Source organism: Paenibacillus sp. MDV22-iso6 (genome assembly GCF_058408365.1).
In genome coordinates this window covers 131,767-147,349 of the sequence record NZ_JBZVDZ010000006.1, presented here as the reverse complement: position 1 = coordinate 147,349, position 15,583 = coordinate 131,767, and the positions used below count along the sequence as shown (strand labels likewise).

The following is a 15,583-nucleotide window of genomic DNA, read 5'->3' as shown; positions in this document are numbered from 1 at the left end:
TCCTCTGGTCTACAATGATTCCTTAATCACTCGTTTGTAATACCATATGGACAACAGGCCGAAGATGGAATACAACAACGTATACACTATCATGACGATTACAGTCGGTGTGGCAAGTTCTGTACCGAAGAAAAACCAGCCTGATTTCACGGCAAAATAACTATGGCTCAGTCCCACAACAAGGGGAATGCCGAAATTAAACAACTGCTTGAACTGAATTCCGCGTAACAGATTGCTTTGCGTAAACCCGAGTTTGCGCAGAATCGTATAGTTTGATTTCTCTTCTTCGCTCTCATTCATTTGTTTGAAATAGAGGATACACCCGGATGTAATCAAGAAGGTGAGTCCCAGGAAACCAACAATGAACATAATCAGGCCCATACTGGTACGTTGATTATTTCTGAACTCGATCTGGGAGAAGCTTGGGGCCTTCAATTGCAGATCTGCAAAAATAGCATATGCATTCTCGTCTTGCCTCGAATCTGTAATTTGCACACCGTAATAATCGGTCGCTTGCCCTTTTTGAAGTTTTGGATCAAGATCCTGCGCAAGCTCTGCATAAACCAATTCATCCACAACCGTCACGGGCGTGCCTTGGTTATAGTATACGGGAAGCACGCCCTGTTTCGTGGTTCCGATTAGCTGCTGGTCAATCGTTTTCTTCAACCCGTGAAGAACAATGGGACCTTCATCCTTAATAGAAAAGAATTGCTGAATCACATTGCCATATCCCATGAAAATAACTTCGCCTGGTTTCAGGTCGATGTTATCCACCATGCTGTCACTTAACACACTGCTGAACAATCGATCTTCCGACAGGGAGTCATTCATGACCTTCGATGCATCAATCTCAATATATAAAGGTTGTCTGTGCTTTTCTTCATACGGAATTTGTTTGTTATCCAGCTCAGCTACAAAACGATCCTTTACATTCGCCTGAGCAAAAGAGAAATCCTCCGGCAGGCTTTCCTTGGCTTGTGCCTCTGCCGAATAATAGGAAATGTAACTGAGCGACAACAAACCTATGGCGAGTGCAGATACGGTAGTAATAATGGTCAGTAGCAAGGCATTCGACCTCATGCGAAACATGATGGAGGATAACGACAATACCTCATTAATGGAGAGATAGCCTTTTTTACTTTTGCGAATCAGATTAAAGAGAAAACTGACGGAACCTTTATAGAACAGATATGTCCCCAGAATAACCGAGAACAAAATCAAAATCATGGTGTACATTAACTGCTGCATATCCAATTTCTCGACGCTGAACAGCCGTGCAGACAGGATGTAACCGAACACGATGAGAGCAATACCCAAGATGCCCATCAGAATCTGCCCCACAGATAACTTCTTTACCTGCTGCTCTGTTGTAGAAGACACCCGAAAGAGTGATAGAATACTCTGGGCTCGGATAAACGTGTAATTCATCAACATGATAAGCAGATACATGACAGCAAAGACAATCAGCGTTTGCACTAGCGCCATCGGTGAGAAGTATAGCTTCGTGATCACATCAACGCCAATAATTTTGAACAAAATCATCAATATCAGCTTGGAACCCAGAAACCCAATTAGAATACCGATTACCATAGAACCAAAGTAGAGAATGCAATTTTCCGCACTCAAGATGCCAAATATTCTCCCCTTCGTCAGTCCGATTAGCTGAAACAAACCGATCTCCTTACTGCGTCGCTTGATAAAGATCGTATTGGCATAGAGCAGAAAAATGCCCACAATAACAATCAGTAACACGGAGGATGCGCCGATCGCAGCCGCTCCTTTCGTTGATTCAGCAACCTCATCCATGGAGGGATCATACTGTAAGGTCACAAAGGAAAAATACAGGGCCACACTAAAAATCAGGGCAAAGACATAAAGATAATAATTTTTCAGGTTTTTCCTCAGATTGCGAAAGATGATGTAGTTCAGGCTCATGGCTGCACACCACCCAACACGCCCTGAGTTTTGATAATATCGTTGAAGAAAGTTTGTCGGGACTCGTCTCCTTTATTTAATTGGGTGTAGATCTGACCGTCCCGGATGAAAATCACCCTGCTGCAATAACTTGCGGCAAACGGATCATGTGTAACCATAATAATCGTAGCCTGATGCTTCCTGTTCATATCACTCATTTTGCCAAGCAGGTCCGAAGCCGATTTGGAATCGAGTGCACCCGTCGGCTCGTCAGCGAAAATAATGCTCGGATCATGCACAAACGCACGGGCGGCTGAAGTTCGCTGTTTCTGTCCACCCGAGATTTCGGATGGATATTTGTCTTTCAGCTCATATATGCCCAGCTCACGGGCGATTTGTTCGAACTTCAGGTGTGCCTCATGCTTCGGAATACTCGTAATCGAGAGCGGCAGCAATACATTTTCCTTCACCGTGAGGGTATCCAGCAAATTATATTCCTGAAAAATAAAACCGAGATAGTCTTTGCGGAACTCAGCCAGCCTTTTCTCCTTCATGCCGGTAAACTCCTGGCCTTCGATTTCAATTGTGCCCTGACTTACCCGATCGATCGAAGAAAGAACATTCAGCAGCGTCGTTTTCCCCGAACCCGAGGGCCCCATAATCCCAACAAATTCGCCTTTACTTACCCCGAGATCAATCCCCTTGAGGACTTCCTGTTTATTTAATTTGTTGCCATAGACTTTATGAATTTTTTTGGCTTCCAGTATCCACATATCCCACTCACTCCTCTTTGGTATATCTTTATCATAGGCGGGATGCTCCAATTAATCGTGCGATTCACCGAACAAAACCAAAAAGCATGTGACAATGTTGTCACACGCCTGCTAGGTGGATCATGTCATTTTTTCTCGGGAAGGTTAGCTTGACACTAGTGCCCTCTCCGGGAGCAGACTGTACTTTAACGTCTATACGAAGTGCTTGTGCCACCTGTCGGGTCAAATACAAGCCCATTCCCGTTGCCGTTCCTTCCAGTCTACCCTGAGTTGAAGTGAAGCCTTTATCAAAGATACGTGGTAAATCCTGCGCTTCGATCCCTCTTCCATAATCCTGAATGGTCAATATGATGTGCCCATCCTGTTCCTTGCTTTCAATGACAATGTCAGAGGAATGGCTGTATTTCACGGCATTACTAAGCAGCTGCCGTATGATAAAACCTAACCATTTGCTGTCTGTCAGCACCTTTGTCACATCTAATGACACGTCGAAGCCAATCCGTTTGGATATACACCACGACTTCAAAGCTCTAATCTCGCCATTCAAAATCGGTTCAAGCTCTGTTTCTTCCACAAACAAATCATTATGCATAAATGGAATACGCTTCTGGTGAAGCTGCTGATCGAGAAGTTGGTGAATTCGCAGCCATTCATACGTCATCTGACCCTGCAGCTTGTCATCCGGCATTCGCTCAATCATTAATTGTAGCGCGGTTAAGGGCGTCTTCACCTCATGAATCCAGGACAGCATCTCATCCTTTTCTTGCTCCAGCAAAATAAAATGAGCTGAGGACTCCTTCCGATAACGTTCGGTCTGGGAAGTGACAGCATCGTGCACAATCCGTTCATAAGGGCTTTCAACGATATCTAAATCCCCTGGATCATAGGTGTGATCCCAGGCAGTTAATCTTTTGTAGAAACGAGTCTCTCTTGGATATCTCGCCCAGATAAACACAATGCATACCACCACATTCAGCACGACGATATACGCTACAGATCGGAATGGAATGGACGTGTCGATATAGGCTACAAATAAAATGATGAGCTGCATGCTTATAAGTAACACTAGCCAGCTGAGCTTTTCCCGTATGTATTTGCGAATCATACTTCCGCCTCTTCTGTTGCCATATAGCCCTGACCTACTTTCGTTTCGATATAGCTATCGAGTTCTAGCGGCTCTAGCTTCTTACGAAGGCGATTGACGTTGACTGTCAGCGTGTTATCACTCACAAAATGTTCATGATCCCATAAGCTGCGAATCAGGTCTTCCCGGGTCACAATCTGATTTTTGTGCTCCACTAGCACTTTGAGAATGAACATTTCATTTTTGGTCAAAAGGACAGATTCATTGTTATGGGTAAGTGTATTTTTCACATATTCAATGGTAGCCCCACGCCATGTGCGCAGCTCAATCCGCTCTGTATTGTAGTTATACACCCTACGCAGGGTCGCCTGGATCTTGGCAATCAGCACATCGAAATGGAAGGGCTTCTGGATAAAATCATCTGCGCCCAGATGCATCGACATGACCATATCCGTAGGATGATCACGTGAGGACAGAAAGATAATCGGTACATTGGAATGGGCTCGAATCATGCGACACCAATGAAATCCGTCATACTGGGGAAGCTGAATATCAATAATCACTAGCTGTGGCTGAATGGCACTGTATTCCTGCATCACTTTGCCAAAATCTCTCACGCCATACACGTCATATGACCACTGGGATAACCGTTCTTTGATTTCACTGAATAACGATTCATCGTCTTCAATGAGCATAATTTTAAACATACCTTCACCACGTTTCTGTTCTTCTTGGGTATTGCCCGAAGCATATTGTTTGACAATCTACGGGGGACCGTTCCAGATACGGATCGTTCTTCCGATCGCTGTTGTCCCCAAATTTCCTTTATTAAATTTATTAAATGTAGAAATTAGGTGACAAAGGCGAACGCTACCGCTTCTTCAGAATCGATTCCGTCTCTTCCACTCCTGCTGCTATTACATAGAACAATACAAATTGTCGAGGCAAAGTAAAATCCATAGTCTCTTACCAATTTAGATGAATCTAAACGTTTATAACTTTTAATCTGTTATCCCTCCATAGTATGGAGGACCTTGCTTGGATCACTGATTTCTTCCATCCGTTCTATCAATTGCTTTGCGACATCTTGTGGCGATCTTAATTGGCCTGCTTCATAGACCTGACCGAATACCTCAGACAGTGCAAATTCCTCTGCATTTTTGCCTCTTGCCACAGCCTGTAGCTCAGTATCTACCATCCCTGGATCGAATGCAATCACTTCAACGGGATTGGGCTGCCCGGATTGTTCCATCGCTACGCACTGGGTGAACATGTTTATTCCAGCTTTGGAGGCACAGTAAGATGCCATTGAAGGTGCCGGATAACTTCCTGACCCCGACGATATATTGGCTATTTTTCTGCGAGTGGTCAGGTGGTTGGTATGTTGTATAAAAGATGAAGTCAGAATCATAGGCGCTACCAAACTGATGTTCAGATTAAGACTGATCTCCTCTGCACTGCACCGATCTATCGATTTCAACGGTTCCAGCATCGCTGCATTGTTAATGAGCCCGATGAATTCAACTTCTTGCGGTGGAATCTGTTCCAATATGCCTGAGACAAGATCGTCGATGCTATGAATATCTGCCAGATCAAACTGAACATGCTGGTAACGCTCATAGGCTTCCTCCAAGTCAGACGTTCTGCGTGCAATACCGTAGACGTGATCTCCCTTTTCCAATAACAATTCCGCAAGCTGTTTGCCGATTCCTTTGGATGTACCTGTAATGATAAAATACCTTAGTCCCATATTCTCCCCGCCTTTCTCTCGCTCTGTGCAATATTGGTTAAACACGTCAAATCTATGACCCTTCGTCTATGACTACACGTTTGGTTTTCTCCACAATGTCACCCATAGGATGGGCAAGCCAAAACAATCTTCATCCTGATCCATCGCCTTCATCGGTCGCAGCTCCACGCATTCAAAAGGATCTTCCAGCAAATAGCGAAGCTTTTCTTCCGTAAAAGCCAGACCACCTTTCATCGACTTCTCACGGTATACTTCCCAATCGTCCATAACGCTCTCCGGTCCACCTTGACCGCCAAATCCTGGAGCAAAGCATGTCATTCCAAAATACCCTCCAGGTTTAAGTCCGTTCTGAATCATCTGTATGTAGGGAATTCGCTGATGTGGCAGCAGATGGTGAAGACAGCCCGAATCATAGACCAGATCGTACTCTTCCTGTGGCGTGAGTTCAAATGCTGATTTGCATTCAAAATTCACTTCAAGCTGTTCCTCCACAGCTCTTTCCTTGGCCCAGGCAATGGCTGTCTCTGAAAGATCATAAGCATCTACTTTATAACCCTGACGTGTTAGATATATTGCATTTCTTCCCGGGCCACAACCGAGCTCCAATGCGTTGCCCCCAGGTAATATTCCTGAGTTCACATGTGCTACCAAATTTTCATCCGGTTTGTTTGAAAAAAAGGGAATCGGCCGGTCCCTATCCTCGTAAAAAGGTTCCCAAAATTGCTTCGCTGATCTGAATTCTGCGTCAAGCATGTCATATAGATCCTGGACACTTTTAATTGTCTTCTCCATAAACACATTCCTCCTCGAATTCATACAAACATCCTGCACATTCCCTCTTATGTATCGATCTCTTCCCCTTTAAATCGCCCGCTCCATCACGGTTTCTACGCTAAATCAACTACCCTCTATTATAACATTCCCACCCAATTTAACTCTATTTTTCTTGTAAGATTCGAGCCGAAAACAGTCCGATTATATGTAAAAAAACGCTGTTTAGAAGAAAGTAATTCCCTGTCCTCTCAACAGCGTTATAATCCTTTTTATTCAGGATTCGATCAGCTTAACTTCTTCGTTAGATAAAGCACCACATCGTCATCGATAATCGTTTCATCGCCCCACTTTAGATAACGGTCATGCTTGTGAATGCCCTGTCCATCTGGTATATATCCACGAAGGGCATACAGAATTTGAGCTTTGCCATAATCCGAAAATATCCCGACACCAATCCCGGCAGTTTCGGTTCGCTCATGAATGACTTCTTCTGCCCGGTCCATCAAACGTGATCCAATTCCCTGACGCTGATACTTGATCAGCACATTGAAATCATTAATTTCCGGAATACCCTGTTCCCTGAACGAAGGGTAATACGAATTCCACAATACATTCGCGTAACCGGCAAAAGCTCCATCCAATTCCGCTATCAAAGTCACTCGCTCACCATTCTGCTGCTCTGCAAGATATTGAATGTACTGCTCCGCCGATTTCGCCCAACCCTGTTCCTGAAACGCCTGCGAAATTACGACCGGATCGCCTTCATTTAATAGTCTGATATGTATATTCATCGATATAATCTCCTTAATAAGTTATTTATTTCACCACTAGATTCCCAACCTGCTTCTAAGCGACGTTATATGGGCAACGTGGTGTCTGCCATGCCATGCATATACGCCCAAATTGTAGTCCAGTCTGGTCGTTTCTTTGGAAGCGGGGTGATAAAAGGTTTTGGCATAGTCTGCATCTGTTAATGTGTTCAGTAGCGCTACCCAACGTCGATGCAGCGCATCCAGGATTTGCAGGGAAAACTCGACATCCAGCTCCCGCGAATCACTCAGTTCAGCCCATCGTTCCTCGTAATATGGTCTTATCGTAGGGTTATCCTCTGTCAGTGCCAGCTTGAAACGAACCATGCTATTCATATGGCTATCTGCCATATGGTGTATGACCTGTTTGAGCATCCAGCCACCTTCCCGGTAGGGTAATCTCAATTGTTCTTCACTCAGTCCTTTGACCGCTTCGCGGGCATGCTCCGGCAAGTTGGCAATATCCTGAATCCATTGCTTCCGCTGCTCTGGTGTAACCTCGCCTGTATGTTCAAATGATCCAATCGGGTATCTCAAATCCATCGATCATTCCTCCTTGGTTAAATGGTTTATATAGCACGGCGCACTACCTATGGGGCATACTCCATCAGCCAGCAGTCTCTCATCTGTCCTTCGTGCAGCTCATGTTCTGGTAACAGTCTGACCTTCCTGAGACCACACTTCTCGTAACAGGATATGGCTCGTTCGTTCCATGATTGCGGGTCCATGACCACTTTCCGAGCTTGCTTTTCGTTGACTAGATAGCCCAACATGGATTGTACTAGTTGTGTACCAATACCGCGGTTCCAGTAATCAGCTTCTCCAATAAACTGATCTGTTCCATAGATGATTTCATCGGTGTCTCCATAACCATACTCATTCCGTTCTTCCTCCTCCAGTTCATAGAACTGGATATAGCCGATCGGTTTACCTTCGTGTTCAACCATACAACGATTTGCCGTATCCTCTTGTCTATAAAAGTGCTCTCTGACCAAATTCAGATCATGCGGCTGATCACGGCCTTCGTAATATTGAAGCACTACTGGGTCAGACAACCATTGAACAAGGAACTGCTCATCTTTTTCATCCAGTAAACGTACCGTAATCTCATTCCATTGATAGATTAGCATCACTCTGCGTACTCCTTAATGATTTCCAGAGGCTCTCCTGAGACCCAGCTCAGGTCTTTGCCCAGTAATTTTTCCTGATGAACATAATAGATCATCGGTTGCCGAATCAGTTCTGCCTCCTCACCCAAAGGATGAATGGTAAAACGCACCTTGTACGTGCCCACCGCATCAGGTATGGAGAACCCTGCAAATTCAGTAAACGCTGTTGATGACTGCCTCTGTAACACTTGACGAAGAATCTCTTCCATTGCACCTGTGCTGCCGACGGAAGTAGGTCGAATAAATCGGTTGTCCTGTTTGTCATCAAAAGATATTGAACCCCAGCCAGCTACAAGGGGATATATGGTGTGCTGACCCGTATCTTCTTTTGTACGTGTAATGGTTAATTGCACCTCGTATTCATCCGTAGCTGTCTGCCGAATCGTGCCCTTCATGTTAACATCCTGCGCTGTAACGCTTGGAGCCAGATTATTATATACAATGAAAGCTGCTACAATAATAATCGCAATGCCTGTTAGCCAAAATATCGTACTTTTTCGCATGTATTCAACCCCCAAGCTGATTAACCGTAAGTCTGAAGTAATTCTCTCTCCATTAGCCTCTGTGTAACGCTGTCCAGTTCCGGAGAAGCAGACCAATCACTATCTGTATTCAAACCATATTTAATCGTATGGATAACGCTATTAGCTGACATATATAAATTATGGTGTACTCCTGGTTGCACAATGACGTGATTTCCTTCGCCCATAACTCTGATTTCAAGCGTCTGATCATTCGTAAAATTTGCATAAGCGATCCAACCAGACTGCACAACATAGAACTCGATTATATGGTTATGAAAATGGCTATTTTGCCACGCTCCCTGAGATGAAGCTATCGTTCTGCAATAATAACTGCCATCCTCTGAAACCATTTTGTATTTCCGTTCCCCGTTAGCCATCTGCTCGAAGCTGGTATTCACATTATCTGGTCCTAAATTTTGTTCTAAAGTTTCTCTATCCAAAACACAACCTCCAGATCTGAAATACGAAGTCAGGCATTCATATTTTATAATCTTTCTTTAACGCCTTACGGCCTTCCAGATATATTTGTGATCACGCACAGCAAGTCTCCCATCAATCTGATTTTCCTTCAGCTTAACTTGAAGCTGCTCATGGTACTCAGGCTGTGTGTAATCCGGGTTGCCAGGGATATCGGAAAGAAAGATAGCGAACTCTTTTTCATCAGGGAAGACCATTAGGGCCTCGTTGAATTCCTCAATTTCAATGTTTTCATACTGATTTGTATGCAGCCTTTCTCGTACCTTGCTTACATCGGTATGAATGCCAAAGATCACGCCACCCTTTCGCAGCAATCTCCTATGTTCAATTATCGACGTAGGTCCTCTGCGGTCATAGATCAGGTCGAACTGTTCGTCTTCGAAAGGCAACTCTGTTTTGGTTGTAGCATAGACAAATTCAACATTGTCAACGTCACTGGCCACAAGCCCAGCCTGAGCGATACACAGTAGCTCCTTCGAGTTGTCAAAACCCTTAATATAATCGGTATAGGCCGACATTTTCAATGTGAATTCCCCATGACCACAACCTGCATCAAGCACAGATTTATACCTAGGCAGCAACTGCATTAGGCGCGCTTCAAATACATCTTCTGCTGAATTGCCCTCCCAGGTAAATACCGATCTGCCTTTGTATCCTCCGTTACGCCGTGCGATCATGTCATACCATTCCAAGCCCAATAGATATCCCCCCAGAAGAAAATCCCATATTAAACAACATTCGACACAGACAAGTCGATTTTCCTGTCCATAGGTTAACTTTTTTCTCACTTAAGAGTTTTATCTATCCTCATATTGTGCTTGTTAAAATTTGAAACGCTTCTCTCGTAGGCGCCGTATTATGCTCGAAGTCGTATTTTGCCACTTGGATAAACCAATAGGATGTGGAGGTTGAATGAATGTCTTTTTTTAAGAAAATGTTAGCCAGTGTAGGTGTTGGAGCAGCCAAAGTAAATACAGAATTACATACACCTGAGGTTACGCCTGGAGGAATCATCTCTGGGATCGTCTACATCGAGGGTGGAGACGTGGAACAGAATGTAGACCGAATCTACCTTACGATCAAAACCCATTACATACGGGAGCACAATGATCGAAAAGTAAATGAAACTGCCGTTGTAGCCAAATACTTGCTTACAGAAGGTTTTATTTTACAGCCTGGCGCCAAACTGGAGAAATCCTTCTCCTTTGATCTACCTGAAAATCTCCCAATTACACTGCATCGTGCAGAGGTATGGGTTGAAACGGGCCTCGATATCTCAAGCGCCATGGACCCCTCAGACCGGGACAGACTCCATGTAGTTCCTACAAAAGATATGAATACTGTGCTTGATGCGATTGATCTCCTTGGTTTCAAGCTGCGTGAAGTGACCAATGACTATGCTCCAAAGCTTGGTGGCAATCTTCCATTTGTACAGGAATTTGAATTCGTGCCAACGAGCAAGTTCCGTGGTTATTTGGATGAGCTGGAAGTACTGTTCTACCCGATGGGAGATTCACTTGAACTGTTGCTTCAGATCGACCGCCGCGCACGTGGACTCGGTGGCATTTTCTCGGAGGCGATGGGGACGGATGAGAGCTTTGTCCGACTGCATCTCTACGAGAGACACCTTGCACGGGGTGCGCATTCGGTTGCCCAAGGTCTGGAAGAAGTCATCTCCAAGCATCTATAATCTATTAAAAATAGATCCAAAAACAAAAAACAGTTCTCCTACCAACTTTCATTGGTGTAGAACTGTTTTTTGAATATGTTCTTCTTTTAATAAACAATCAGAAACGCTGTGTCCAGCGCTGTATTCCCGATCGAAGTCCGTAGTATGCAGCAGCAAGCAAGAGAAATCCAACAGTAGCGATCAGAATGGAAGTCATATCCCAACGGGCAATGGAACCAAAAGCAACTCTGGACTGCAACGTGCTGGTAGATGAATCAGTGTTCATCATTTCAGGTGTATGATTCAGCGTCATTAACATGCCTTGAATGACATTCCAAGCCATAAAACCCAGTGTGAATAGCAAAGTTACCAACAGGGACTCCATACCTAATCGTTTGTTGATACTCATTATTTTGCCTCCTCATTTACGGTTTGACAACACTTTGGAAGTTATAAAATTCACTACATCATCTGTCGTTTGGCCATCCGTCTGAATGTGCTCTTCAAAGCGTGCTCCATGGAATGCTTCGACACACTTAATCGCTTGTTGAAAAGTCCATCCATTAGGCTTATCCCCGCGCTTCAACAATCTCTCATGTAATGTTTCCATAGATGTCATCAGGGTAAAATGAAAAAGGTCAGTATCTAGCTCTTTCAGACCCCGATGGATGTAACTGAACTGCTCGGACTTGTAGATGGTCATCGGAACAATCAGATGTTTGTCATACTTCTGCCTGATTTCACGGGCGACTTTCACGGTAAGGACTTTCCACAGCTCCATATCCTGAAAATCGTCCGTTTTTTCCACTTCCATTCGGACGTCATCCGCAATCACGTTTCTTAACATGTATCCAATCTCTTCAGGATCGTAGATCATGCTGTTCGGAATTAGCGGCTGCAGCTTGGTTGCAGCAGAGGTTTTACCCGAGCCAAATGCCCCATTAATCATCACAATCATAGTAACGTCCTCCTGCGTGTCAGATTCAATTAGACAAGAGGTGCTCCAACTCCTGTTTCAGGCGATCTTTGTTCGTATCCACATATTGATAAAGGAGTTCAAATACCTCTTCATTATCCGATTGCATGCTTAAATTACCCGCTTCCAGCTCAACCCGTTGCAAAACCTCATGGATCTGCTGTCCATGCGTATTCAGGGTCGTCGTTACATCCTGTTCGGAGAATGCATTCACATTTTCTCTTAACTGCTCCGGTGTTACACCACTTTCGGATAACATATGCTGGATGTTCTTCAGAATCTCTGCATCAGCATCATTGCCTATGCGCTGCATCGCTTCCGTCGTTTCACCCAGAAAACGCCCACTCAAATTTTCAAGAAAACCAGTAATGCCGCTCATGGATAGCTCTGTATCCAGATCTATGATCAGGATGGTATCTCGCAATACCTGTGGAAGTTCAGGTCCACACTCCCGAATGGTCGCAAATTCCGCGCGATACAGATCCATCGCAACACTCCCCACCACTTCCTCACCTGACATGCTGTCAAACTGATCCAAGGGTAATAATTGCTGCAATTCTTCCTGTAATTTGTTCATCTCTCTGCCTCCTGTATCTCTCTATCTATATAAGTTGGACGAATGATTTCACACAGGTCCACTATAACTAAACGCCTATACATCATAGCAGAATATGTTATATAAGTTTATCCGATGTAAGTTTGCACCAGATCACTTCCCCGCACACTTTACACGGAATATGGATAAAGTTAACCTTCACTTGACCTTTGGAAAATGATCCGCTGTTATGATCTTCTCATCAAGAGTCTTGGGAGGGGTTATGATGCGCCTGGCCTTGTTCACCGACACCTATGTTCCGGAAACCAATGGTGTTGCCGGTACGCTGCACCGCTTGAGTAATCACTTGAACCGCAAAGGAATTGAGCATCTGTTATTCACACCGCAGTCTGTTATTGAAGGCAACGATGCCGCTCCGGTCCGTTCGGTGACCAACATCCCCTTTTTCCTCTATCCGGAATGTCGTATTGCCTTACCTAATCGAGCATCCATCCATAGGGAGCTAAAGACTTTCCAGCCAGATCTGCTGCATATCGCCACTCCATTCAATATGGGTCTTTTCGGTCTCAGGTATGCGCTCAAGCATCAGCTTCCACATGTCATCTCCTACCACACTCACTTCGATCGGTACCTCGAATACTACAAGTTGAAAAGTGTCATTCCTCTTTACTGGAAGTATATCCAATGGTTCCACCGAGCCTGTGATGCAACATTGACACCGTCTCAAGAGACCTTAAACTCATTGCAATCAAAAGGTATTCAACGTCTGAAGTTATGGTCCCGCGGGATCGATTGCAGCCTGTATTCACCTGATAAACGAAGTTCCGATTTTCGTACTCGCTACAATATAACGGCTCCTCTAATTCTACTCTACGTTGGACGAATTGCCCCGGAAAAAGATATCGCTACCCTCACCCTTGCCATGCAGCAGTTGCCAGAACATATGCAAGCCCGTGTACACTGGATCATTGTAGGCGATGGGCCATTGCTCCCCAAAATGCGTATGCAATCCCCACCCAATGTCACCTTTACAGGGTATCTGCATGGTGAAGAGCTTGCTGCTATGTATGCTTCGGCAGATATCTTTGTGTTTCCTTCCTCAACAGAAACATTTGGCAATGTGGTGCTGGAAGCGATGGCTTCGGGATTGCCGGTGCTCGCTGCGAATGGTGGCGGTGTAAAAGACTTGGTCACACATCATCGAAGCGGTGTTCTGTTCAAGCCAGGCCATGCGGATGCATTGATTCGGGAGATATGCCTCTGGGGAGATCATATGGATCAACTGAGGAATATGGGTCTTGAAGGCCGAAAACTTGCTGAACAGCGTTCGTGGGATCACATTTTTGACAGGTTGGTCAGAGATTATGAGGAAGCCATTGAGAATCGGAGAAGACGCACGAAAGATCGAATCATCACAGCTTGATTTTCATTAAATAAACCGAATTGAATAATGGATGATCACTGCTGCTCCAAGACCCACCTGTTGAAGTTTGGATATTCATATCCATCATCATTCCAAAAAGAGAATTTATATTCAATACGAGGTATTAAAAAAGAGCGGGGATGGTTAATATCCTCGCTCTTTATAACAGTCGTCTACAGACGTTAAACGTATAGCTTTTTCGATCAGAGATATGTCCCTTTCCCGGTCAAGACGTCTAACATTACACAACGGGTTCAAAGGATATCGTATCTTGCATAATACTCCATTCTACCCTTGGTTTAGCCGTTGCCCCTTCTCCATTCAGGACATTCCCGATCCATATCTCGTCGGTCTCCTGATTCTGCAAAAAGTGCCGGATCGCAGCTTTAATCAGAATGGATGTATGTAAATCCAGCAGTTCATCCAAAGGAATCCAAAATAAATCCCCTTCATCTGATGGAATAAAGGCTCGATGTGTCGTCTCACCAAAATATACAAACTGCTGCCGAACTTCACCGTCGCTATACTGCATCAAAACATATCGAAGACGGAAATTTTCAATTTCCGCTTGCTTGAACCCCGTCTCTTCTTCAATCTCCCGGTAACTAGCGGTCATTGGTGAATTAAGCTCGCCGTGCTCCAGATGCCCGCCAATACCACCCCAGAACTCAAAATCGAACAGCCTGCTGCCTGCCTTCTTCATCATTAACATGTCGTTGCCATTACTTAAAAATGCCGTAGCCATTTGTCTGATCTCCATGTGCACCTACCTCACTGTTCTGTTATGTAGTGTTGTTTGAAACTAACCTGAAGGTCTCCCCTTAGAGCAGGCCTTTTAATTCACCAAGATGCTCAATAGCATGTAATGGTTTGGTTGTAATGCTGTCCTGCCAAGGCTGATTGACCTTTATCCAGACCGTGCTCATGCCTACTTTTGCCGCTCCTTCAACATCATTGACGGGATGATCTCCAATGTAGATACACTGCTCGGCAGAGAGGTTGAAATGATCCAATGCCAATTTGAAAATACGAGGATCGGGCTTTTTGACCCCAGCCTCTTCCGAAACGATAATATGATCAAAATCATCCCGGATGCCAAGTTGATCGATTTTGCCGTACTGAATCTCGGTTTTACCATTGGTGATTAAACCTGTTTTATATTTTCCTCTTAGATGCTGAACCACTTCTCGCGCCTGCTCCATCAGAACAGCACTTTTCACATACTCTCTGCCATAGAACTCCATAAGCTCCGCGTGAGGTGGATTCTCAGCCCAAGGTAATTCATGGAGCAGCTCGTTGAACAATACATCCTTGTCCTTGTAACCGTCCTCATCCAGCTCAATAATTCGTTTAAGAATATCATCCGTAGTCTCAAGATGAGCAAAATAAGTGTTGATCAAGCTCTGGCTGAAGCCTTCAAAGGTACTTGTTCTGTTGAGAATCGTATTGTCTAGATCAAAAATAATCGCTTTAATATGATCCATCGTCATACTCCTCCTGTCTGGTCTTAAAAACGTTCTTTCCTTAATAGTTGCTCCAGTTTCCGATTGGTTTCGGCCTGCTCTTGAATTAACCGTTTCGTATTACTTTCTATGCTGATGAGTGTGACCGTCATAATAATTACACAAATGATCCCAATAAACCCCATAATACTACTCACCTCTAACGTAATGTTTATTGTATTC

The 15,583-nt window shown here is 44.4% G+C and carries 19 protein-coding genes; 2 read left to right on the top strand and 17 right to left on the bottom strand.

All coding sequences use genetic code 11. From position 1 onward, the window contains the following. Positions 1 to 9 precede the first annotated feature (9 nt). The 12 genes from AC4PM4_RS18055 to AC4PM4_RS18000 form a co-directional block, all read right to left on the bottom strand. On the bottom strand, positions 10 to 1,935 hold the full coding sequence (locus AC4PM4_RS18055) for an FtsX-like permease family protein (RefSeq protein ID WP_491614213.1): 1,926 nt from the start codon (positions 1,933 to 1,935) through the stop codon (positions 10 to 12). Further along, complete coding sequence (locus AC4PM4_RS18050) at positions 1,932 to 2,687, bottom strand: ABC transporter ATP-binding protein (RefSeq protein WP_090894957.1); 756 nt, start codon at positions 2,685 to 2,687, stop codon at positions 1,932 to 1,934. Before AC4PM4_RS18050 ends, AC4PM4_RS18055 begins: the two co-directional genes overlap by 4 nt. A gap of 100 nt (positions 2,688 to 2,787) precedes the next feature. Beyond that, positions 2,788 to 3,792 (bottom strand): sensor histidine kinase, encoded by a 1,005-nt coding sequence (locus AC4PM4_RS18045; RefSeq protein WP_491614212.1) that lies wholly within the window; start codon positions 3,790 to 3,792, stop codon positions 2,788 to 2,790. Next, positions 3,789 to 4,478, bottom strand: coding sequence for a response regulator transcription factor (locus AC4PM4_RS18040; protein ID WP_090808534.1), 690 nt, complete (start codon positions 4,476 to 4,478; stop codon positions 3,789 to 3,791). Before AC4PM4_RS18040 ends, AC4PM4_RS18045 begins: the two co-directional genes overlap by 4 nt. Before the next feature lie 302 nt (positions 4,479 to 4,780). Then, positions 4,781 to 5,521 (bottom strand): SDR family NAD(P)-dependent oxidoreductase, encoded by a 741-nt coding sequence (locus AC4PM4_RS18035; protein WP_090808532.1) that lies wholly within the window; start codon positions 5,519 to 5,521, stop codon positions 4,781 to 4,783. A gap of 72 nt (positions 5,522 to 5,593) precedes the next feature. Continuing rightward, positions 5,594 to 6,313: a class I SAM-dependent methyltransferase gene (locus AC4PM4_RS18030; RefSeq protein WP_090808531.1), complete on the bottom strand. Its 720-nt coding sequence runs from the start codon at positions 6,311 to 6,313 to the stop codon at positions 5,594 to 5,596. A gap of 266 nt (positions 6,314 to 6,579) precedes the next feature. After that, a complete protein-coding gene (locus AC4PM4_RS18025) occupies positions 6,580 to 7,086 on the bottom strand; it encodes a GNAT family N-acetyltransferase (protein ID WP_269055407.1) in 507 nt (168 codons plus the stop codon). A 36-nt stretch (positions 7,087 to 7,122) separates the two neighbouring features. Next, a complete protein-coding gene (locus AC4PM4_RS18020; RefSeq protein ID WP_491614211.1) occupies positions 7,123 to 7,647 on the bottom strand; it encodes a YfiT family bacillithiol transferase in 525 nt (174 codons plus the stop codon). Between the two features lie 47 nt (positions 7,648 to 7,694). Further along, positions 7,695 to 8,234 (bottom strand): GNAT family N-acetyltransferase, encoded by a 540-nt coding sequence (locus AC4PM4_RS18015; RefSeq protein ID WP_491614319.1) that lies wholly within the window; start codon positions 8,232 to 8,234, stop codon positions 7,695 to 7,697. Beyond that, a complete protein-coding gene (locus AC4PM4_RS18010; RefSeq protein ID WP_491614210.1) occupies positions 8,234 to 8,776 on the bottom strand; it encodes a hypothetical protein in 543 nt (180 codons plus the stop codon). The genes AC4PM4_RS18015 and AC4PM4_RS18010 overlap by 1 nt, the downstream gene beginning before the upstream one ends. A 20-nt stretch (positions 8,777 to 8,796) precedes the next feature. After that, complete coding sequence (locus tag AC4PM4_RS18005) at positions 8,797 to 9,237, bottom strand: cupin domain-containing protein (protein ID WP_491614209.1); 441 nt, start codon at positions 9,235 to 9,237, stop codon at positions 8,797 to 8,799. A gap of 57 nt (positions 9,238 to 9,294) precedes the next feature. Further along, a complete protein-coding gene (locus AC4PM4_RS18000) occupies positions 9,295 to 9,972 on the bottom strand; it encodes a class I SAM-dependent methyltransferase (protein WP_491614207.1) in 678 nt (225 codons plus the stop codon). Between the two features lie 218 nt (positions 9,973 to 10,190). On the opposite strand from AC4PM4_RS18000, the gene AC4PM4_RS17995 reads away from it, so the two are divergent. Continuing rightward, on the top strand, positions 10,191 to 10,964 hold the full coding sequence (locus AC4PM4_RS17995; protein WP_465115814.1) for a sporulation protein: 774 nt from the start codon (positions 10,191 to 10,193) through the stop codon (positions 10,962 to 10,964). A gap of 97 nt (positions 10,965 to 11,061) precedes the next feature. On the opposite strand, the gene AC4PM4_RS17990 is transcribed toward AC4PM4_RS17995, so the two are convergent. Genes AC4PM4_RS17990 through AC4PM4_RS17980 form a run of 3 tightly spaced genes read right to left on the bottom strand, consistent with a single transcriptional unit; the run spans position 11,062 to position 12,496 of the window. Next, complete coding sequence (locus AC4PM4_RS17990; RefSeq protein ID WP_491614205.1) at positions 11,062 to 11,352, bottom strand: hypothetical protein; 291 nt, start codon at positions 11,350 to 11,352, stop codon at positions 11,062 to 11,064. A gap of 12 nt (positions 11,353 to 11,364) precedes the next feature. Continuing rightward, positions 11,365 to 11,901, bottom strand: coding sequence for a DEAD/DEAH box helicase family protein (locus AC4PM4_RS17985; protein ID WP_269055401.1), 537 nt, complete (start codon positions 11,899 to 11,901; stop codon positions 11,365 to 11,367). Between the two features lie 25 nt (positions 11,902 to 11,926). Continuing rightward, positions 11,927 to 12,496 (bottom strand): DMP19 family protein, encoded by a 570-nt coding sequence (locus tag AC4PM4_RS17980; protein WP_491614204.1) that lies wholly within the window; start codon positions 12,494 to 12,496, stop codon positions 11,927 to 11,929. 241 nt (positions 12,497 to 12,737) lie between these two features. On the opposite strand from AC4PM4_RS17980, the gene AC4PM4_RS17975 reads away from it, so the two are divergent. Next, positions 12,738 to 13,898 carry a glycosyltransferase family 4 protein gene (locus tag AC4PM4_RS17975; RefSeq protein WP_491614203.1) on the top strand — a complete coding sequence of 387 codons (1,161 nt, stop codon included), beginning with the start codon at positions 12,738 to 12,740 and terminating at the stop codon, positions 13,896 to 13,898. Positions 13,899 to 14,139: 241 nt separating this feature from the next. Here the strand turns inward: AC4PM4_RS17975 and AC4PM4_RS17970 are convergent, their stop codons facing one another. Continuing rightward, positions 14,140 to 14,658 carry an NUDIX domain-containing protein gene (locus AC4PM4_RS17970; protein ID WP_231952621.1) on the bottom strand — a complete coding sequence of 173 codons (519 nt, stop codon included), beginning with the start codon at positions 14,656 to 14,658 and terminating at the stop codon, positions 14,140 to 14,142. Positions 14,659 to 14,719: 61 nt separating this feature from the next. Next, complete coding sequence (locus AC4PM4_RS17965) at positions 14,720 to 15,382, bottom strand: HAD family hydrolase (protein ID WP_400346671.1); 663 nt, start codon at positions 15,380 to 15,382, stop codon at positions 14,720 to 14,722. Between the last annotated feature and the right edge of the window lie 201 nt (positions 15,383 to 15,583).